Origin of the sequence: Amycolatopsis sp. (assembly GCF_035546795.1) — a bacterium.
In the GTDB taxonomy this organism is placed as follows: domain Bacteria; phylum Actinomycetota; class Actinomycetes; order Mycobacteriales; family Pseudonocardiaceae; genus Amycolatopsis_E.
The window spans coordinates 47,585-66,536 of the sequence record NZ_DASZWC010000067.1 but is presented as its reverse complement, the minus strand read 5'-3'; the positions used below and the strand labels follow the sequence as shown (position 1 = coordinate 66,536).

Genomic DNA, 18,952 nt, shown 5'->3' with positions numbered 1-18,952 from the left:
CGGGGGGCGGCACTTCGGCGCGGCGGGTGCGGTGAGTTCGTTACTTGATACCGAGCTGCGCGCAGGTGGCGGCCGTGTCGCCACCGCAGATCTCGGACGCCTTGACGTAGCCCTGGTCCACCACGATCTTGACGTTGTCCTTCGTGATCGGCTGCGGGGTGAGCAGCACGGACTTGACGGTACGGTTGCCCGTCGGGTCCGTCGAGGAGTCCTTGGCCACCGAATCGGCGGCCGCGGTGTCGCCCTTGATCAGCGCGGCGGCCAGCTGCGCGGTCGACTGGGCCTCCTGCAGGATCGGCTTGAACACCGTCGAGTACTGCACGCCCTGCAGGATTGCCTTGAGCCCGGCGGCGCTGGCGTCCTGACCGGTCACCGGCACCTTGCCGGCGAGGCCGTTCTTCTGCAGCACGGTGATGATCGCGCCGGCGAGGCCGTCGTTGGCCGCGAGCACGCCGTCCACCTTGCCGCCGTTGGCGGAGAGGAACTGCTCGAACGTGGTGCCGCCGAGCGCGTTGTCCCACTTGTCGATGCGCTGGGTGGCGACCCGCTTGATCGCGCCCGACTGGTAGAGCGGGTTCAGGATGTTCATCTGGCCGTTGTAGAAGAGGGTCGCGTTGTTGTCGGTCGGCGAGCCTTCGATCTCGATGACCTGCGCGCCCGGCTTGGCGGCCAGCGCGTCCTTGAGCGCGCCGCCCTGCAGCTCGCCGACGTGGACGTTGTCGAAGCTGACGTAGTAGTCGGCGCTGCCACCGAGGTTGAGCCGGTCGTAGTCGATGACCGGGACGCCCTGCTGCTTGGCCTTGCGCTCGACGGTGGCGCCGACGTCGCCGTCGGGAGCGGCGATGATCAGCACCTTCACGCCCTGGCTGAGCATGCTGTCGGCGTACTGCGAGAACTTCTGGTCGTCACCCTGTGCGTTTTCGATGATCGGGTTCATCCCGGCCTTGGTGAGCGCGTCCTGCAGCATCGGCTGGTCGAATCCGGCCCACCGGGCCGAGGTCGCGGTCTCGGGCAGGATCACGCCGACCTTCGGGCCGTTGTTGCTTGCGTTGCCGGCTCCCGCGGAGGCGCTGGTGCCGCCGCTGCCGGAGTTACTCGAGCTGTTCGCTCCGCAGGCGGTCAGCGCCACGGTGGCACCGACACCTACCGCGAGCAGGGCAAGGGTCTTTCTCCGCTTCATTGCGTCCCCTAGAGAGGAAATGTTGTGGTCGGCAACATTCGAATGTTGTGCGCGACAACATACTTCGCGGACGGTCACGAACGGAAGACTTCTGGAACGATTAAGCCCGCACGTCAGTTCACGTTCCGGTAACGGGCCGTGATACTCGCCGACACGTTGCACCGTCCGCGACCAGCGGTTCCGCTGTGCATCTGCGCGCGGCCACTCACCGTGACGGCTGATCACCGTGGGTCGGCACCTCCTGGATCTTGGACGACGGGCCGCCGCGCGGGCGATACTCGCGGCGTGTTCACGACTCGGCCCACCCTCCAGGGCACCTTCGGCATGGTCTCCGCCACCCACTGGCTCGCGTCCGGTACCGCGATGGCGGTGCTGGAGGACGACGGCAACGCCTTCGACGCCGCGGTCGCCGCCGCGTTCGTGCTGCACGTCGTCGAACCGCACCTGAACGGGCCGGGCGGGGAGGTGCCGATCATCCTCGCGCCGGCGGGCAGGCCGCCGGAAGTCCTTTGTGGACAGGGACCGGCGCCGGCCGGGGCCACCGTCCGGCACTACCGCTCGCTCGGCCTGGACCTCGTACCGGGCACCGGCCCGCTGGCCGCCGCCGTGCCGGGCGCGTTCGACGCCTGGATGACGCTGCTGCGTGACCACGGCACCAAGCCGCTCGCCGAGGTGCTGAAATACGCCATCTCCTACGCCGAGCGCGGGCATCCCGCCGTGGAGCGGATCGGCGCGGCCGTCGAAACGGTGCGGGAGCTGTTCGAGACCGAATGGACCAGCTCCGCGGAACTGTATCTGCGCAACGGGAAAGCGCCGGCGCCCGGCGAACTGCTGAAGAACCCGGTGCTGGCGAACACGTGGCGGCGGTTGCTGGCCGAGGCGGAGGCGGCGGGCCCGGGCCGGGAAACGCAGATCGAAGCGGCGCGCGAGGTCTGGCGTACGGGCTTCATCGCCGAAGCGCTCGCCGCGGCCGCCGCGGAATCCACAATGGACACTTCAGGGGAACGGCACCGCGGCACGCTGACCGGCGATGACCTGGCCGCGTTTTCCGCGAGCTACGAAGCGCCGGCCACCTACACCTGGAACGGCTGGACGATCGCCAAGCCCGGGCTGTGGAGCCAGGGGCCGTCGTTGCTGCAGCAGCTGGCCCTGCTGCCGGGCGAGCTGGAGTACGCCACCCCGGACTACTACCACGTCCTGCTGGAGGGCACGAAACTCGCGATGGCCGATCGCGAGGCCTTCTACGGCGACTGCGCCGAGGTCTCGCTGGACACGCTGCTTTCCCCTGCCTACAACGAAAAGCGCCGCGCTCTCATCGGTGAGCGGGCGTCTCACGAGCTGCGCCCCGGCAGCCCGGACGGCCTCGTGGCGCGGCTGAGCGAGCACCTGGAATTCGTCGCCGCCGGCGGGCGGATCGTGACCCCGGCGGGCGCGGGTGAGCCGACGGTCGCCAAGGACGGCGCGACGCGCGGGGACACGTGTCACGTCGATGTCGTCGACCGCTGGGGCAACATGATCGCGGCCACCCCGAGCGGCGGCTGGCTGCAGTCCAACCCGGCGGTGCCGGGCCTGGGCTTCCCGCTGGGCACGCGGCTGCAGATGGCCTGGCTCGACCCCGGCCTGCCGAACTCGCTGACCCCGGGAAAACGGCCGCGCACCACGCTTTCCCCGTCGATGGCGCTGCGCGACGGCGAAGCGGTGCTGGCCTTCGGCACGCCGGGCGGGGATCAGCAGGACCAGTGGAGCACGCATTTCCTGCTCGCCGTGGCGTTGCGGGAAAAGGTGCGCGGGGGCTGGGATCTGCAGGGTGCCATCGACGCACCCAATTGGCACAGCGACAGTTTCCCCAGTTCGTTCTACCCGCGCGCGATGGTGCCGGGCGGGGTGACCGTGGAGTCGCGGATCGGCGCGAACGTCGTCGAAGCGCTGGAAGCACGCGGGCATCTCGTGACTGTCGCCGGCCCGTGGTCGGAAGGACGGCTGTGCGCGGTGGCCCGTGATCCGGAAACCGGCCTGCTCGCGGCGGGTGCCAATCCGCGCGGCATGCAGGGTTACGCCGCGGGCCGGTGACCGGCCGCGGCTCCTTTTCGGATCCCTTTTTCCGGAAACAACGCTCCGCGATGCCCGAATTCGACGGAGGGTGAGGTTACCTGCTGCCCATACCGGACAGAAACGCTGAAATTTTTTCCCACCACATGCAAGCACTTGAATGCAAATTGCGACGGAATTAAGCTCTTCCGGGAAACCAGCCGATCCAGCAGGTCCGAATGGCGTAACGGGGATCGGCCAGTCAGGCTTTTTCGGGGGCGGGAGAAAGGAACCTCGAGCGCACGGTGGATACCGACCGCCTTCGGAACAGCTGGCACGTCGTCTCGGGATTCGGCAGCCAGGTTCCGTTGTTCTTTTATTCGACCTTGTTCCTGACCCATCCACAGGTCCGCGAAATGTTCCCGGCCGGGATGTCCGGGCAACGCGACAAACTGCTCGGCGCACTCGGCAAGGTGGTCGCGAACGTCGACAACCTGGACGCCGCGGTCCCGTTTCTGCAGCAGCTGGGCCGTGATCACCGTAAATTCGCGGTGACCGACGAGCACTACCCCGCGGTGGGCCAGGCCCTGCTGAGCACTCTCGAACATTTTCTCGGCCAGGACTGGACTCCCGCGCTGGCCAGGGACTGGACCGCGGCCTACGGGCTGGTGTCCGACGTGATGGCCACGGCCGCGCGGGAGAGCGCGCAGGCGTCGCCGCCCTGGTACAACGCGGAAGTGGTGCGGCACGAACGGCGCACCGCCGAAGTCGCCGTCCTGGTCGTGCGCGCCGACCGCCCGCTCGGTTACCTGCCTGGGCAGAGCGTCGCGGTGGAAACCCATCTGCGGCCCCGGATCTGGCGCTACTACTCCCCCGCCAACGCGCCACGCGAGGACGGGATCATCGAGTTGCACGTCCGGATGATCGACGGTGGACCGGTCAGTTCCGCGCTCGTGCAGGCCGTCGCGCCGGGAGACCTGCTCCGCCTCGGCTCGCCCGTCGGCGTGAAGCTGACCGTGGAGCACAAACAGGACGTGGTGCTGATCGCCGGGGGCACCGGGCTGGCCCCGTTCAAGGCGATGCTCGGCCAGTTCGCGAACGAGGGTTTCCAGCGGCAGGTGCATCTGTTCGTCGGGGCGCGCACCGGGCACGATTTCCATGACCTGACCGGAATCCGGGCGTTCGGCCGCGCGCTGCCCCGGCTCCGGGTGACGCCGGTGGTGTCGGAGGACCGGGGTTTCCCCGGGGCACGGGGCCTGGTCGGCGAGATCGCGCTGCGCTACGGACCATGGCCGGACCAGGACATCTACGTATGCGGTTCGCCGACGATGGTGGCCGCGACGGGGGAGATGGCGCTGGCGGCGGGGATCGCCGCGGAACGCCTGCACTTCGAGGATTTTTCCGGCTACGACAGCCTGGCCGAACCCGGGCCGGGCATCTTCCAAGGGGACAATTCAGCATGACACTGCAGGCCAACGACGAGCGACAGCCCTCGTTCCGCCGTGCACTCACGCCGGAACGGATCCGCAGCGTGACCTTCAGCCGGTCGCCGATCGGCCGCCGCGGGGTCGATCCCGGTGAGGTCGAACTGTTCCAGCGCCGGCTCGCCGAGGAGATCGCCGCGGGCGAAGCCGAAAACGCCCGCCTGCGCGCGGAAGTGGACCGGCTTCGCGACTGGTACCGCAGCCACGGCGAGAACGTCGACCCGGCGCTGCTGCCGGTCCAGGTGGACGTGGCGGCGGTGAACCTGCTCTCCGAAGCGCAGCTGCAGGCCGAGGCCTACATCGCGCAGGCGGAGGCGCATTGCCGCCGGATGGCGGGTGACGCCCGGCGCCACGCGAGCGCGCTGTTGCAGGACGCGCAGCAGCGCGCGGAAACCGCGGCGCAGGAAGCTGTGCAGACCTACCGCGCACAGGCGGGCGGCAACCGCACCGCGGAGGTCGAGGAGCTCGAACGCCGGCTGGCCTGGCTCCGCGCCTTCTGCCACGCGATCCAGGTGCAGCTGCACGCCGCGTCCGACGCCTTCGCACAAGAAGTCGACAAGCTCGCGCGTCTGCCCGAGAACATCGACGACCGGAAAGGTGGCCATGACCAGCATCTATGACCAGATCGGCGGGCAGGAGGCGTTGACCGCGGTGGTGGACGACTTCTACGACCGGGTGCTGGCGGACCGGGAGCTGGCGGTCTACTTCGCCGGGGCGAACATGCCGCGGCTCAAGGGCCGCCAGGTGGAATTCTTCGCCAAGGCACTCGGCGGACCGGACCACTACGAAGGTCAGAGCATGCGGGACGCCCACCGTGGCAGAGGTATCGGCCGGCAGGATTTCGACCGGGTGGCCACCCTGCTCGCCGAATCGCTGAACGCGGCGGGCGTGCCCGGCCATCTCGTGGACCAGATCATCGCGGCGATCGCCCCGCTGGCCCCCGAGATCGTCGCGCCGCCCAAGCTCGCCGTCCCCGGTGACTAGTGCCGCTCGCGGGGGCCGGTCAGCCGAGACCGGCCTCCGCGAGCCGCGCACGCACCGCGGCCCGTTCGGCGCCGTCGAGCGGGATCATCGGCACGCTCGTCGTTCCGTGGGCCAGAATTCCTTGCGCCACAAGGGCTTCCTTGAACGCGCCGATCGCCGAGGAGTAGCGTCCCATCCGGCTGCCGCCGACCGTGATCAACGTGTACAGCCGCCGCAACCTGCGTTGTTCTTCCGCGGCAGCGGCCCAGTCGCCGCGCCGGGCGGCTTCGTACAGCCGCACGTACCCATGCGGGTCCACATTGCCGAGGCCGGGCACGAGTCCTTGTGAGCCAAGGAAAAGTGCCACGTCGGCCATCGTCTCGGACCCGGTGAACACCCGGAACCCCGGCACGTCCACGAGTTCGAGGACGGCGCGCACTGCGTCGAGATCACCGCTGGAATCCTTGAGCCCGTCGATCGTCCCGGCCGCCGCAAGCTCGGCGACGAGCTCGGGCGCCAGTTTGGCGTGCACCGAGACCGGGATGTCGTAAGCGATCAACGGCAGATCCACGGCGGCGCGGATCGCCTGGAAATGCCCGGGAAACTCGGCCGGCGCGGTCGGCGCGTAGAACGGCGCGGTGGCCACCAGCGCCTGCGCACCGTGCGCCTTCGCGGCGTACGCGTGCTGGACCACCCTCGGCGTACTGGTGTCGATGATCCCGGCCAGCACCGGCACCTGCCCGGCCGCAACGCCCGCTGTCACCTCGAGCACGCGGTAGCGGACGTCGTCGGGCAGGTACGCCGCCTCGCCACTGGAGCCGGTGACGAACAACCCGTGCACGCCCGCTTCGAGCAGGAAACCCACCAGTCGTTCCAGCGAGGGCACATCCAGCTCCCGTTCCGGCGTGAGCGGGGTCAGCACCGGTGGCACGACGCCATGGTCGAGGACAGGGTCGGTCATCACTGCTCCGTTTCTCATAGGACGTTGGACGTCCTATGTCAGGCTACGACCCGGGTGGCGGTGAGGTCAACGCCGGTGCGGTGTGAGCTGTGGCTTAGGGCGGTTGTCGAGGACGGGCTTACGGGGTCTCGGCGCGAAAACCGCCGCCACGAACAGAACCGCCGCCCGGCGATGCAAAGCGAGCACCGCACGTCCACACCCCTCCCTCGCCCCGGAACCGCGAACACTCAAGGATCGGGGCGAGGGTGGGGTGCACAGAACGCGCTCTGCGCACGTCCGTTGCTGTCGCAGGGCGAGTTCAAAGATCAAGAGATTGCCCTCGCCGGGCGGGCTGGCTCCAGGATGAAGGGGGGTCCGTAGCTCGGCCGACGGTTCCAGCGTGGCTGGGTGGGGAGCCGGGTTTCATCCCGTCGCCTACTTCCAGGAGTATCACGCTTTGGTCTTTCGGGCGGCGGTTCCGGCGCAAGGTGTGAGCCCAGGGCAAAGTGATTTCGGGGTCGCTGGCGACGGTATGAACCCCAACTCGGGGGGCGGACCGCCGGCGCGGGCCGCCTCGCGCCTCACCGCGCCGCGATCCGGCGCCGGATCTCGTCGAAGTGCAGGCTCACCGCCTCGGCGATCCGGGCATCCTTCCCCGAGGAAATCGCCTCCACGATCTTGCTGTGCTTGACCACCAGCGAATCCGGCTTCGAGGTCCGCGCCCCGATGAGCGACTCGGTCTGCCGGTAGACATCCCAGAACAGCCGGATCAGCTCCAGCGCCAGGTCGTTGCCCGCCGCGACGCAGATGCGCTCGTGGAACCGGCGATCGGCGGCGACGGCTGTCGCCGGGTCGGCCATCTGCTCCACGCATTCGCCGAGATCCGCCAGCAGCGACTCGTCCGCGGTGACCTTCTTGGTCAACTCGGTCTCCAGGATCTGCCGCACCTCCAGCAGATCACTCAATCCGCGCAGATTGTCCCGCGAATGCGCGCGCGTGCGGAACAGCAGCGAGGGGCTCAACGCCGCCATGCTCGCGTTGCCGACGAAGGTGCCATAACCGTGCCGGATCTCGACGATGCCGAGCGCCTGCAACGTGCGCAGGGCCTCGCGCACCGAGTTGCGGGCGGCGTCGAACTCCTCCATCAGCCGCGGCTCCGGCGGCAGCGGGTCGCCGGCGCGCAGCTTGCGCCGGTCGATCAGCTCGATGATGGAATCGACCAGTTCCTGGCTGCGTGTGGTCCGCACTCTTGCCCTCGCTTCGACGTCTGAGCTAGCGTACCGCGTTATCATATGACGTCCAACGTCCTACGAGCACCATTGCGGTCCTCGACGAAGAGAGTAAGCAATGAACAGCAGTTCCCCGCGCCTTCCGTGGTACCGGCAGGTCGGCCCCGGGCAGTGGAAAGCCTTCAGCGCCGCCTGGCTCGGCTATCTGCTCGACGGGTTCGACTTCGTGATCATCACGCTGGTGCTCACCGAGATCCGGGCCGAGTTCCACCTGTCACTGGCCAGTGCGGCCACCCTGGTCTCCGCCGCGTTCGTGTCCCGCTGGTTCGGCGGGCTCGCGCTCGGCGCCTTCGGCGACCGGTTCGGCCGCCGCCCGGCGATGATCCTCAGCATCGTCTGTTACGCGGTCGGCACGGCCTTGTGCGGCTTCGCCTGGGGTTACTGGGCGTTGTTCGCCTTCCGCGCCGTCGTCGGCATCGGGATGGCCGGCGAGTACGGCTCCAGCAGCACCTACGTGATGGAGAGCTGGCCGAAGTCACTGCGCAACCGCGCCAGCGGCTTCCTGCTCTCGGCCTACCCGATCGGCGGCATCCTCGCCGCGCGCGCCTACGACCTCATCGTGCCGGACTTCGGCTGGCGCTGGCTGTTCTGGATCGGCATCCTGCCGGTGCTGATCGCGTTGTGGCTGCGCAAATCTCTGCCCGAGGCCAAGGACTGGACCGAGCAGGTCGCGGGATCCGAGGAGGGCACGAGCGCCACCGCGCTGTTGGACCGGCGCTGGACGGTCGCCAACGTGGTGATCGCGATCGTGGTCGCGGTGAATCTCGTGCTGATCTTCTCCGGCAACGCGGGCTCGCTGTATCCGCTCTACATCGTGTTGTGCGTACTGGGTTTCGTGGCGTTCGCGGTGCAGGTGAGCGGGAAGTCGTGGCCGATGGCGGTCGGGCTGATGGTCACCGTGTTCTGCGCCTTCCTGTACTCGTGGCCGATCCAGTCGCTGCTGCCCACCTACCTGAAAACGGACCTCCACTACGACGCCGGCCAGGTCGCCAACGCACTCACCTGGGCGGGGCTCGGCTACGCCGCGGGCTCGTGCCTGGCCGGTGTCCTCGGCGACCGGTTCGGCACCAGGCGGACCTACGTCGGCGGGCTCGTGCTGTCGCTGGTGTTCGTGTTCCCCGCGTTCGCGCTCGGCTCGGGTTCGATCGTGCTCGTGTGGGTGCTGCTGTTCGCGTTGCAGGGCACCAGTTCGGGCATCTCCGGGCTGCTGCCGAAGTACATCGGCGACCATTTCCCGGTGCGGCTGCGGGCCGCGAGCCTCGGGTTCACCTACAACGTCGGCGCGCTCGGCGGTGCCGTCGCTCCGCTCGCCGGGGCGCAGGTGGCCGCGCGCATCGGCCTCGGCCCGGCGCTGTTGTGGCTCGCCGTCGGCCTGACCGTGGTGACGGCGCTGCTGGTCGGGTTCAACGTGCCGGGAAGGCTGACCCCGCGCGGCGAACGGAAAGAGACCACCGTGGTCTGAGTGTCTACTGTGGACTTGCCCGGGGCCGTCGACGGCGCAGGGTGAAACCCAGCAGTGCGCCGACGACGAACCCGATCACGTGCGCCGCGTACGCCACCGAACCGGCGTCCGCGGTGCCGTACCCGGTGGCGTAGAAGGCCTGCAGGACGAACCACATCCCGAGCATCAGCCAGGCGGGCACGCGCAGCGGCAGGAAGAACAGCACCGGGATCAGGCCCCACACCCGCGCCCGCGGGTAGATCACGAGATAGGCGCCGAGCACCCCGGCGATCGCGCCGGAGGCCCCGATCAGCGGCTGATCCGAGGACGGGTCGGTGAGCGCGAACCCGTACCCGGCGGCGTACCCGCACACGAGATAGAACAGCAGGAAGCGCACCCGGCCGAGCCGGTCTTCGATGTTGTTGCCGAACACCGCGAGGAACAGCATGTTCCCGATCAGGTGGGTCCAGCTGCTGTGCAGGAACATCGCCGTGAACACCGACAGCACCGGCGTTTTCGTGTAGCCGGGCTGCCCGAGCAGGCAGCCGGCGCCCTGCTGGGTGACCACGGCGCGGCCGGTCGGCACGAGGCTCGGCGTGGAGTTGCCGATCAGTTCCCGCGGCACGGCGCCCCAGCGTTCGACGAAGGCCTGCAGATCGCACAGCTGGCCCAGCGACGTGCTGCCCGCGAGGCTGTGCGCCGCGGCGGGCATCAACAGGAACACCACCACGTTGGCCGCAAGCAGCCCGTAGGTCAGCCACGGGGTTCGGCGCAGCGGGTTGAGGTCGTGGACGGGGATCACGCCTTAGGAATACCGCACCGGAGCGGGTTTCGCCGTGGCAAAGTGACCGGATGGTGCGGTGGCTGCTGATCGCGGTGCTGATGCTGACGGCCTGTTCCGCGCCGGCACCGGGGTGGTCGGAGCTGCCCGCGCCCGCGGCCGGCGCGCGTGTGCTGGCGATGGTGCCGGTCGACGGCGGGATCCTCGTGCTCGGTTCGGTGCCGGGCCCGGACGGCCGGGCGCCCGCGGCGTGGACCACGGCCGACGGGCGGAGCTGGCAGCCGGTCGCGCTGGCGCCGCACAGCGCCTACGCCTTCCAGGCGGAGCTGGCGTCGGCGGGCGTGAGCGGCGGGCAGGTGACCGTGCTGGGGCAGGCTTTCGGTGGCGCGCACGGGAGCCCGCGGATGACGGTGTGGAGCGGGAACAGCACGTCGCTGGTCGAGTATCCGCAGCCGTTCGAGACCTTCGGCGGCCCGCGTTCGATAGCGGTGAACGCGGCCGCGGCCGGGCTGCTGGTGGGCCAATGGGATGGGGCGAGCGGGCGGTACGGCGCGGCGGTGTGGACCACGGCCGACGCTCGCTCGTGGCAGCTCGACGCCGACGACCCGGCGCTGGCTTCGGCGGCGGGCGAGCAGACGAGCGCAGTGGGCGTGACTTCGGGACCGCTCGGTTTCCTCGTGGCGGGCGGCAATCAGCGCGGCGCGGATCTCCTCCCGCTGGCGTGGACTTCACGCGACAGGCAGAGCTGGCAGCGCCTCACCGTGCCCGGCACCGGCTCCACCGCGCAGCGTCCGGCCTGTGACACGACGGGCTGCGTGTTGTTCGGGGCGAGCGCGGGCACACGGCCACAGGCGCTGTGCTGGCCCGCCGGTCCGGGCGGCCCGGTGGGCGACGCACGGACCGGGCCCACTGGGTCCACTGTGGACATAACGCAGGCTTCCCTTGGCGCGCAAGCATTCGTGACCTTGCGGGTGGATTCGCAGGCGAAGCTCTACTCGGTCACGCGCGACTGTGCGACCTGGACCGAGCTGTCGTTGCCCGTCAGCGCACCCGAGGCACATTTCGCGTCGGTGCCCGGCGGGCTGCTGCTGGCCACCACCGCGCCCGACGCGTCCCACCTCTGGCTGCGGACGTCCTGAGCGACGGCGACGCAGCGGGTACAGTTCGCCTCGTGCGCGAAATCGCCGTCTTCAGTGGCAGTGCCCATCCCGAGCTGGCCGCCGAGATCTGCGCGAACCTGGACGTGGAGCTGCATCCGGTGCGGGTGCGGCGGTTCGCCAACGACTGCCTGGAAGTGCAGCTGGGCGCCAACTGCCGCGAGCGCGACGTGTTCCTCATCCAGCCGATCGTCGCCCCGGTGCAGGAAAATCTCGTCGAGCTGTTGCTGATGGCCGACGCCGCGCGTGGGGCTTCGGCCGCGCGGACCACGGTGGTGATGCCGCACTACGCCTACGCGCGCTCGGACAAGAAGGACGCGCCGCGGATCTCCATCGGCGGGCGCCTGGTCGCGGACCTGATGGTGACGGCCGGGGCGAACCGGGTGCTGGCGATGACCTTGCATTCGCCGCAGGTACACGGGTTCTTCAGCGTGCCGGTGGATCACCTGCACGCGCTGCGGGAACTGGCCCGGCATTTCCGCGGCTACGACCTCTCGCGCACCACCGTCGTCTCCCCCGACCTGGGCAACGCCAAGCCCGCGTCCCATTTCGCGCGGCTGCTGGGCGTGCCGGTGGCGGCGGGCGCGAAGGAACGGTTCGCCGACGACAAGGTGACCATCAGCTCGATCATCGGCGAGGTGGCGGGCCGGGACGTGATCGTGCTCGACGACGAGATCGCCCGCGGCAGCACGGTGCTGGAGGTGCTGGCGCGGCTGCGGGAGCTGGGTGTGCGGTCGATCCGCGTGGCGTGCACGCACGGTCTGTTCGCCGGCGACGCGCTCAAGCGGATCGCCGACGAGCCGGACGTGCTGGAAATCGTGTGCACCAACACGGTCCCGGTGCGCGTGGCCGAACCGGAGCCCAAGCTGACCGTGCTGTCCATCGCGCCCGCACTGGCCGAAGCGATGCGCCGCATCCACAACGGCGAGTCCGTCAGCGCGCTTTTCGACTGAGCACGCTGGACGACCTGACCGGAAGGAACTGATCCGCTGTGACCATGGGGATGGTTCTGGGCGACCGCTGCTCCCGCGCTTCGGCGCACGAGCAGCACATGTCCACGGCCAGCTGGACTGAGGACGGAACACGGCAAAGCGCGATCTGGTGCCCGGAGAACAGGACTCCGGCACCAGCGCGCATCGCTGTCGTCGACGACCGCATTTCCGCGCTCGAGGCCCTCCGGCTCTGGTCTGCTCTGGCGAGGCGACTTCCGCAACGCCAGGCAGCTCATGCGCGCCACCGACCGCCGTCTCCCGGCGCGATCGACCCCGGCGGCAGAGCGCGCCGACCTGGGCGCCCTTTTCCGCGCGAACAGGAAGGCTCGCGCGGAACGAGCGGCAATACTCGGGAAAATACTGATCACGCTGCAGCAAGACCACTCGGTTCCGCTACGCCGGGCACCTGACGTGCGTGCGGCGCGCGAGCACGCGTACGGGAAGCCAGGGGAAGCGACGACGCTCGTCTCGCTGCCTGAACCTCTCGGCGTCATCGGCGCCTACGAGTGGCACCGCAAGGGCATCGACATCGCCGCTTCGGGCGCCCGGCTGCACCCCGCGTACGGCGTCTTCGCTCCGACCCGCGACGAGTACGTCGATCTCGTCGCCCAGGCTCCCTTGCCGTACGGCATCGAGCACCCCGTCGTATTCGACATCGGCACGGGAACGGGAGTGCTCGCCGCCGTACTCGCCCGGCGCGGCGCCCGGGAAGTGCCGGCGACCGACATCAATCCACGCGCGTGCGGTGCGCGCGGGAGAACATGCAACGGCTCGGTCTCACCCGGGTCCGGGTCACCGAGGCCGATCTCTGGCCCGCCGGCCGGCGGCGCGCCGACCTGATCGTCGGCAACCCTCCCTGGCTTCCCGGACTGCCGACCTCGCCGTTGGAACTCGGGATCTACGACCCGGCCTCCGACGTGCTGAACCGCTTCCTCGGCGGCTTCGCGGACCGGCTCACGCCGCACGGCGAAGGGTGGCTGATCCTGTCGGACCTGGCCGAACACCTCGGTCTCCGCACCCGCGACGAGCTTCTCGCGCGCATCGCCGAAGCCGGTCTCACAGTCACCGCCCGGCACGAGACGACTCCTCGCCACACCAGCGTCGCCGACAGCACCGACCCGCTCCATGCCGCCCGGGCGGGCGAGCGAACCGTGCTCTGTCGGCTGACCGCCGCTAAGTGAGGGTGTGGCCGGACAGGAAGTTCCACATGACGTTCGCCGCCGCGGCCTGGTCGCCGACCGGGGTTGTGTACGGGGCCAAGGTCTTGGCCGCGACCGGCCAGTAGTGCGTCAGGCCCTGGTAGATCCCGCCCACCACCTCGGTCCCCGCGTCACAGCCCGTCCACGTGGTGGTGGTGAGCGGGCCGGTGTGGCCGGTGGCCGAGGCGGTGCAATGGCTCTGTGTCCGCCATTGCGACACCACCGAGTCCACGGCGGCCGTCGAACTCGGTGCCGAACGCGCCTGCCGGACGATCGGATCGTTGGTGCCGGAGGCGATCAGCGCCGAGATCGGTTTTCGCGCCGGGCAGCTCGCCGGGGGCACCGCGCCGTAGGTGGCCACGGCGGCGAACAGGCCCGGCTGCTCGCACACCTCGGTGAACGCGAGCCGCCCGCCGTTGCTGTAGCCGACGAGGTACACCCGCCGCGGGTCGCTGCCGAAATAGCGCGTGGCATCGCCGACCACGGCCGTCACGAATGCCGTGTCGTGCGCGCCGACTTTCACAGCCAATCCACAGCAACCGTGCCCCGCATTCCAGGACTCGCCGATTCCCACGGGGTAGACCACATCCGCGAGACCGCGCTGGGCATAGTCGAGAAATCCGGTTCGTGTCGATTCCTGCCTGGCCGTGATCCCGCGTCCGTGCAAAACCACCAGCAACGGAAGTCCGGTTCGTTTCGTACTCGCCCTGACTGCGAGATAAGAGCGTTTCGTCCCGCCGATGCTCAGGTCGCGCTGCACCGTGGAAATCCCTTTGACCAGCGCGGACTGCGCCGGCACAGCGTGCGCCGCGGAGGTCACGGGTGTCACCGGAGCGGATACCGAGCAGGCCGCTAGGGTGACCAGCGCGCCGACGACCAAAACGACCCGCGCAATTTGTCCAATTGCGGTGCCGCCGCGCGTCTGGCGCCAAAACTTCATGGTCACAGTGTGCCCCTGGGGTGCGCAAAGCCGTGTTAACAGCGGCCTTCTCAGGTATCTCTCATGAGCCTGCCAGCGCACTCCTAGGAAACATGACCAAACTCGGTCACAGTTCGGTGAAAAGCGTGTGGAGGGCTTTATGGCGATTGTGTCCCGTTTACTGTCCACCCGGGCGCGCGAGCAACCGGACTCGCCCGCCTTCCTCGCGGGTGCGGACGGCCGGGCACTGACCTGGCGCGAGGTCGCCGGGCACGCCGCGAGATGGCGCGACGTCCGCCCGGGCAGCCGCGTGGGGCTCGTGATCGCCGATCCGCTCGTGTTCACCGCCGCCTATCTCGGCTGTCTTTCGGCCGGGCTGACCGCCGCCCCGATCGACCCGCGGCTGACCGCCACGGAACTGTCGGAGGTGCTCACCAGGCTCCGGGTCGACGTGCTGGCCACGGACCACGCGGAGCCGGTCATCCGGCCGGAAACGGACACCTGCGAGGTAGACCTCGCAGGGCCGCGCCTGGTCTGGTCCGCCACCACGACGGCCCGGCCGAGCGACGCCGCCGCGCTGCGGCCCGCGGTGCTGCTCACCAGCTCCGGAACCACCGGGCGCCCCAAGGGAATCCCGCTGACCGAGTGGCAGCTGATGCACGCCGCCGGCCGGGTCGCGCGGCACCACGGGTTCGGCCCCGGCGAACGCGGCTACACCCCGCTGCCGCTCTTCCACGTCAACGCGCAGGTGATGGGCCTGCTGGCGACGGTGGCGGGCGGTGGCTCGCTGGTGATCGACCGGCGGTTCGAGGCCGGTGAATACTGGGCCCGCGTCGAGAAGCACTCCCCCACCTGGCTCAACGCCGTCCCCGCTGTCCTGGCCTCGCTGGCGAACCAGCCCGCGCCCTCATCCCGTGTGGCCGAACGGATCCGCTTCGCGCGTTCGGCCTCCGCGCCGCTGCCGCCCGAAACGGCGCGCGCGTTCACCGAGCACACCGGGATCGGCGTGCTGGAAACGTATGGCATGTCCGAAGCCGCCGGGCAGATCACCGCGAACCCGCTCGATCCGGCGCGGCGCCGGCGCGGTTCGGTGGGGCTGCCGGTGGAGCTGGAGCTCATCGTCGGCGGGCCCGACGGAACCCCGGTCGCGACCGGCGCGGAGGGCGAAGTCCTGTTGCGCGGGCCGCAGATCGTCAGCGGTTACCTCGAACTCGACGGCGCAGGGCCGGAACGCGTCCGGCCCGCCCGCACCGCGGAAGGCTGGCTGCGCACCGGCGACGTCGGTGTCCTCGACGACGCCGGGTTCCTGCGGCTGGCCGGGCGCGCGGACGACGTGATCAACCGCGGCGGCGAGAAGATCTACCCGCAGGAAGTCGAAAACGTGCTGCTGGCGCATCCCGGCGTGGCCGCGGTCGCGGTGGTCGGCGCCCCGCACGAACGGCTCGGCCAGGTCCCGGTCGCGTTCGTGACCAGCCAACAGTCCGACGCCGACGCGCTCGCGAGCGCGCTCCGCGACTGGTGCGCCGAGCGGCTCACCCGGTACAAGCGGCCGACGGTGATCGAAGTGACCGACGCGCTGCCGCTCGGTCCGACCGGCAAGGTGCTGCGACGTGCGCTGCGGGCCGAGCTGGCGGGCACTCAATGAGCGGGCGCGGGGAACACCTGCACTACGTCGACCTGGTCCGGGTGCTCACCGTCGGCCTGGTGATCGGGATGCACGTGCTCGCCCTCGCCCCCGTGGTGCCCACCGTGCAGATCGGCGCGCTGATCATCGTCTTCCACGTCAGTCGCGAGGTTTTCTTCCTGCTGACCGCTTTCGTGCTCACCTACAGCACGAAAGGCAAGAAGATGCGCTGGCCGGAATTCTGGCGGCGACGCTATCTGTTCGTGGTGGTGCCGTATCTGACGTGGACGGTGCTGTACTTCTTCGCCAACGGCGGGCCCTACCTCGGCCAGAACTTCGTGCGGCAGCTGCTCACCGGCACCGCGCGCTACCACTTGTACTTCCTGCTGGTGTCGATGCAGATCTACCTGGTGTATCCGCTGCTGCGCGCGTTCCTGCGGGTCACGCGGAGACACCACGGCCTGCTGCTCGGTTTCGCGGTGTCCTTCCAGCTGCTGTTCTCGCTTGCGGTGCAACGGAACTGGGCGCCCGGACCGCTGGCCGGCTGGGTGCACGCGCCGGACGCGCTGCTGCCCAGCTACCTCGGCTACATCCTGGCGGGCGGGATCGCGGCCTGGCACCGCGAGCGGCTGATCGCCTGGACGAGAGCGCACGTGCGAATCGCGTTCGGCGCCTGCGCGGCGTCGATCGCGCTCGGCATCGGGGTGTATCTGCTGCAGGTCTACGCCGAGGGGCTGGACCCGCTGGCGGCGAGCATCGTGTTCGAGCCGGTGGTCGTGGTGGAGAGTTTCGGTGTCGCCTGGGCGTTCCTGGCCGCCGGCCTGCTGTGGGCCGAACGCGGGCGCCCCGGCGAGAAGCTGGTGCGCGGCGGTTCGGACGCCTCGTTCGGTATCTACCTCGTGCACCCGCTGCTGTTGCAGGGCGCGCTGCTGGCGGCCACGTGGCTCGGCTGGGTGGACTACGCCCAGACGGTGCCGAATCCGCTCGTGCTGACCGTGCTCGTGCTGGTGCTGCTGCCGGTGCTGTATCTCGCGTCGGGACTGGTCACCGCGGCCGTCCGGCGCACCCCGCTCAGTCTCGCGCTCTCCGGCCGGGTCTGGGCCCGCCCGGTGCGCCGGGACGTTCCCGCCCAGAGCCGCGAGGACCTCGCGCTCGTGAACTCAGGAGGAGCCCGATGAGCCGCACCACGATGATGATCGACCCCGGCCTGCCGACCGGCCTGTTCACCGATGTGATCACCAGCCACGGCGAGTACGTGGGACTGGTCAAGTTCGGCTGGGGCACCGCGCTGGTGACCCGCGACCTCGACCGCAAGATCGCCGTGCTGCGCGACGCCGGGATCGGGTTCTACTTCGGCGGGACGCTGTTCGAGCGGTACCTGTGGGGTGGCCGGGTCGACGACTACCTCGCGCTCGTCGACCGCACCGGGGCCACGCACATCGAGGTGTCCAACGGGACCATCCCGCTGGACCAGGAGGCGAAGGCCGGCTACGTGCGGCGCATGGCGGGCCACCGGCCGGTGCTCTCGGAGGTCGGTTACAAGGACGCCGAGCGTTCCGCGCGGCTTTCCCCGGACGACTGGGTCGGCGCGATCGAGCAGGATCTGGCGGCCGGCGCCGAGCTGGTGATCACCGAGACCAGGGAGAGCGGCCGCAGCGGGATGGCCCGGCCGGACGGGCACCTGCGCGACGACGTGCTGCGGGCCGTGCTCTCCGCGGTCGACCCGGGCCGGCTGCTGTTCGAGGCGCCGACGAAGGACCTGCAGGTGGAGCTGATCCGCGAGATCGGGCCCGAGGTGAACCTCGGCAACATCGCGGCGGCCGACGTGCTGGGGGTGGAGACGCTGCGCCAAGGCCTGCGCGGCGACACCCTGCTCCAGTTCGCACCCGCCGATTTCCCCGTGTCACGGGCCGTTTCCGTGGCTTGAACCGTCCACAAAGGAGCAAGACAGTGCGCGACATGCACGACGCCTGCCACATCGCGATCCCCGCGCGGGATCTCGACGAGGCGGTCGAGTACTACGTTTTCGGGATCGGCGCCAGGATGGCCCGGCGCTACGACGACCGGGTCACCTTCGACTTCTTCGGTGACCAGCTGGTCTGCCACCTCTCCGACGACGTCCCGGCCGAAGCCGTGATGTATCCCCGGCACTTCGGGGTGAGCTTCGCCCGCGCCGAGGACTTCGACCGGCTGCTGCGGCTCGTGGAGCACCGCAAGCTGAAGGTGCTGGCCGGCCCGGCGCTGCGGTTCGAGGGCACCGCCGAGCAGCACCGCACCATCGCGCTCGTCGACCCGTCGAACAACGTGCTGGAGTTCAAGAACTACGACGATCCCCGGCTGCAGTTCTGATGGTGCTACGTCTGGTGCGGCACGGCGAGAGCGAGTGGAACCTGGCCGGCCGTGTGCAGGGCCAGTGCCCCGAAGCCGGCCCGCTCACCGCCCGCGGGCGGGAGCAGGCGGCCCGGACGGCGGAGCTGCTCGCCGGCTGCCGGGCCGACGCGATCATCTCCAGCGATCTGAGCCGGGCGCGGGAGACGGCGGACATCATCGCCGCCACGCTGGGCCTCGAGGTGCTCATCGATCCGGAGCTGCGGGAGCAGAACCTGGGCTTCCTGGAGGGCCGGGCGTTCGCCGACCCGCTCGGGAACGGCACTGTGCAGGACGTGATCGACGGGCTGTGGTGGGAGCCACGACGGCATCCCGAAGGCGGCGAAAGCATTCTCGACCTGTACCAGCGGATCCACGCCGCGCTGGCCCGCTACGAGGGGCGCGACCTGGTGCTGGTCGCGCACGGTGGCCCGGTACGGGTGGCGACCACCACGGCCGACCCGCGGACCGGCGAATCGGTGCCCCGAGTCCCGGTAGGCAACGCCACTGTCACCCCATTGGGTAGTTTTGTGGGAAAGTAGCGCCGTCTGAGTCCGGGATGCGATCGCGGTGGCGGCCGCCGCGGGA

The 18,952-nt window shown here is 69.8% G+C and carries 19 protein-coding genes; 14 read left to right on the top strand and 5 right to left on the bottom strand.

Annotated elements, in window-relative coordinates:
- Positions 1–40: 40 nt before the first annotated feature.
- A complete protein-coding gene (locus tag VHD82_RS33220; protein WP_325712886.1) occupies positions 41–1,180 on the bottom strand; it encodes a sugar ABC transporter substrate-binding protein in 1,140 nt (379 codons plus the stop codon).
- 285 nt (positions 1,181–1,465) lie between these two features.
- On the opposite strand from VHD82_RS33220, the gene VHD82_RS33215 reads away from it, so the two are divergent.
- The 4 genes from VHD82_RS33215 (at position 1,466) to VHD82_RS33200 (ending at position 5,676) form a co-directional block, all read left to right on the top strand.
- The gene (locus VHD82_RS33215; RefSeq protein WP_325712883.1) at positions 1,466–3,250 is read left to right on the top strand and encodes a gamma-glutamyltransferase family protein; all 1,785 of its coding nucleotides are present in this window, start codon (positions 1,466–1,468) and stop codon (positions 3,248–3,250) included.
- 263 nt (positions 3,251–3,513) lie between these two features.
- Positions 3,514–4,671, top strand: coding sequence for a globin domain-containing protein (locus VHD82_RS33210; RefSeq protein WP_325712881.1), 1,158 nt, complete (start codon positions 3,514–3,516; stop codon positions 4,669–4,671).
- On the top strand, positions 4,668–5,312 hold the full coding sequence (locus tag VHD82_RS33205) for a hypothetical protein (RefSeq protein ID WP_325712879.1): 645 nt from the start codon (positions 4,668–4,670) through the stop codon (positions 5,310–5,312). Before VHD82_RS33210 ends, VHD82_RS33205 begins: the two co-directional genes overlap by 4 nt.
- Positions 5,296–5,676, top strand: a complete 381-nt coding sequence (locus tag VHD82_RS33200; RefSeq protein WP_325712877.1) for a group 1 truncated hemoglobin — start codon at positions 5,296–5,298, stop codon at positions 5,674–5,676. The genes VHD82_RS33205 and VHD82_RS33200 overlap by 17 nt, the downstream gene beginning before the upstream one ends.
- 19 nt (positions 5,677–5,695) lie before the next feature.
- On the opposite strand, the gene VHD82_RS33195 is transcribed toward VHD82_RS33200, so the two are convergent.
- Together VHD82_RS33195 and VHD82_RS33190 are read right to left on the bottom strand one after the other, a co-directional pair.
- Positions 5,696–6,616, bottom strand: a complete 921-nt coding sequence (locus VHD82_RS33195) for a dihydrodipicolinate synthase family protein (protein ID WP_325712875.1) — start codon at positions 6,614–6,616, stop codon at positions 5,696–5,698.
- Between the two features lie 560 nt (positions 6,617–7,176).
- The gene (locus VHD82_RS33190; protein WP_325712872.1) at positions 7,177–7,842 is read right to left on the bottom strand and encodes a FadR/GntR family transcriptional regulator; all 666 of its coding nucleotides are present in this window, start codon (positions 7,840–7,842) and stop codon (positions 7,177–7,179) included.
- Positions 7,843–7,942: 100 nt separating this feature from the next.
- On the opposite strand from VHD82_RS33190, the gene VHD82_RS33185 reads away from it, so the two are divergent.
- Positions 7,943–9,346 carry a sialate:H+ symport family MFS transporter gene (locus VHD82_RS33185; protein WP_325712870.1) on the top strand — a complete coding sequence of 468 codons (1,404 nt, stop codon included), beginning with the start codon at positions 7,943–7,945 and terminating at the stop codon, positions 9,344–9,346.
- Positions 9,347–9,350: 4 nt separating this feature from the next.
- Here VHD82_RS33185 and VHD82_RS33180 read toward each other — a convergent pair whose 3' ends face one another.
- A complete protein-coding gene (locus VHD82_RS33180) occupies positions 9,351–10,127 on the bottom strand; it encodes a rhomboid family intramembrane serine protease (RefSeq protein WP_325712868.1) in 777 nt (258 codons plus the stop codon).
- Positions 10,128–10,177: 50 nt separating this feature from the next.
- Between VHD82_RS33180 and VHD82_RS33175 the strand changes: the two genes are divergently transcribed.
- The 4 genes from VHD82_RS33175 (at position 10,178) to VHD82_RS33160 (ending at position 13,436) form a co-directional block, all read left to right on the top strand.
- Complete coding sequence (locus VHD82_RS33175; RefSeq protein ID WP_325712866.1) at positions 10,178–11,245, top strand: hypothetical protein; 1,068 nt, start codon at positions 10,178–10,180, stop codon at positions 11,243–11,245.
- 32 nt (positions 11,246–11,277) lie between these two features.
- Positions 11,278–12,216 (top strand): ribose-phosphate pyrophosphokinase, encoded by a 939-nt coding sequence (locus VHD82_RS33170; protein WP_325712864.1) that lies wholly within the window; start codon positions 11,278–11,280, stop codon positions 12,214–12,216.
- A 450-nt stretch (positions 12,217–12,666) separates the two neighbouring features.
- The gene (locus VHD82_RS33165) at positions 12,667–13,095 is read left to right on the top strand and encodes a 50S ribosomal protein L11 methyltransferase (protein ID WP_325712862.1); all 429 of its coding nucleotides are present in this window, start codon (positions 12,667–12,669) and stop codon (positions 13,093–13,095) included.
- A 44-nt stretch (positions 13,096–13,139) separates the two neighbouring features.
- Entirely contained in the window at positions 13,140–13,436 is a 297-nt protein-coding gene (locus tag VHD82_RS33160; RefSeq protein WP_325712860.1) for a hypothetical protein, read from the top strand.
- On the opposite strand, the gene VHD82_RS33155 is transcribed toward VHD82_RS33160, so the two are convergent.
- Positions 13,429–14,274 (bottom strand): alpha/beta hydrolase family esterase, encoded by an 846-nt coding sequence (locus tag VHD82_RS33155; protein ID WP_325712858.1) that lies wholly within the window; start codon positions 14,272–14,274, stop codon positions 13,429–13,431. The genes VHD82_RS33160 and VHD82_RS33155 overlap by 8 nt on opposite strands.
- 259 nt (positions 14,275–14,533) lie before the next feature.
- Between VHD82_RS33155 and VHD82_RS33150 the strand changes: the two genes are divergently transcribed.
- From VHD82_RS33150 to VHD82_RS33130, 5 genes are read left to right on the top strand one after another with little or no spacing between them, the layout of a single operon-like run.
- On the top strand, positions 14,534–16,018 hold the full coding sequence (locus VHD82_RS33150) for a class I adenylate-forming enzyme family protein (protein ID WP_325712856.1): 1,485 nt from the start codon (positions 14,534–14,536) through the stop codon (positions 16,016–16,018).
- A complete protein-coding gene (locus tag VHD82_RS33145) occupies positions 16,015–17,175 on the top strand; it encodes an acyltransferase (protein ID WP_325712854.1) in 1,161 nt (386 codons plus the stop codon). Before VHD82_RS33150 ends, VHD82_RS33145 begins: the two co-directional genes overlap by 4 nt.
- Entirely contained in the window at positions 17,172–17,924 is a 753-nt protein-coding gene (locus tag VHD82_RS33140; RefSeq protein ID WP_325712851.1) for a phosphosulfolactate synthase, read from the top strand. Before VHD82_RS33145 ends, VHD82_RS33140 begins: the two co-directional genes overlap by 4 nt.
- Before the next feature lie 32 nt (positions 17,925–17,956).
- A complete protein-coding gene (locus tag VHD82_RS33135; protein WP_325712891.1) occupies positions 17,957–18,346 on the top strand; it encodes a VOC family protein in 390 nt (129 codons plus the stop codon).
- A complete protein-coding gene (locus tag VHD82_RS33130; protein ID WP_325712849.1) occupies positions 18,346–18,906 on the top strand; it encodes a histidine phosphatase family protein in 561 nt (186 codons plus the stop codon). Before VHD82_RS33135 ends, VHD82_RS33130 begins: the two co-directional genes overlap by 1 nt.
- Positions 18,907–18,952: the final 46 nt, after the last annotated feature.

Bases quoted from the DNA above. Each gene is read 5' to 3' on its own strand.
- VHD82_RS33220 (WP_325712886.1), bottom strand. From the start codon at position 1,180: ATGAAGCGGAGAAAGACCCTTGCCCTGCTCGCGGTAGGTGTCGGTGCC.
- VHD82_RS33205 (WP_325712879.1), top strand. From the start codon at position 4,668: ATGACACTGCAGGCCAACGACGAGCGACAGCCCTCGTTCCGCCGTGCA.
- VHD82_RS33200 (WP_325712877.1), top strand. From the start codon at position 5,296: ATGACCAGCATCTATGACCAGATCGGCGGGCAGGAGGCGTTGACCGCG.
- VHD82_RS33195 (WP_325712875.1), bottom strand. From the start codon at position 6,616: ATGACCGACCCTGTCCTCGACCATGGCGTCGTGCCACCGGTGCTGACC.
- VHD82_RS33185 (WP_325712870.1), top strand. From the start codon at position 7,943: ATGAACAGCAGTTCCCCGCGCCTTCCGTGGTACCGGCAGGTCGGCCCC.
- VHD82_RS33175 (WP_325712866.1), top strand. From the start codon at position 10,178: ATGGTGCGGTGGCTGCTGATCGCGGTGCTGATGCTGACGGCCTGTTCC.
- VHD82_RS33150 (WP_325712856.1), top strand. From the start codon at position 14,534: ATGGCGATTGTGTCCCGTTTACTGTCCACCCGGGCGCGCGAGCAACCG.
- VHD82_RS33145 (WP_325712854.1), top strand. From the start codon at position 16,015: ATGAGCGGGCGCGGGGAACACCTGCACTACGTCGACCTGGTCCGGGTG.
- VHD82_RS33140 (WP_325712851.1), top strand. From the start codon at position 17,172: ATGAGCCGCACCACGATGATGATCGACCCCGGCCTGCCGACCGGCCTG.
- VHD82_RS33135 (WP_325712891.1), top strand. From the start codon at position 17,957: ATGCACGACGCCTGCCACATCGCGATCCCCGCGCGGGATCTCGACGAG.
- VHD82_RS33130 (WP_325712849.1), top strand. From the start codon at position 18,346: ATGGTGCTACGTCTGGTGCGGCACGGCGAGAGCGAGTGGAACCTGGCC.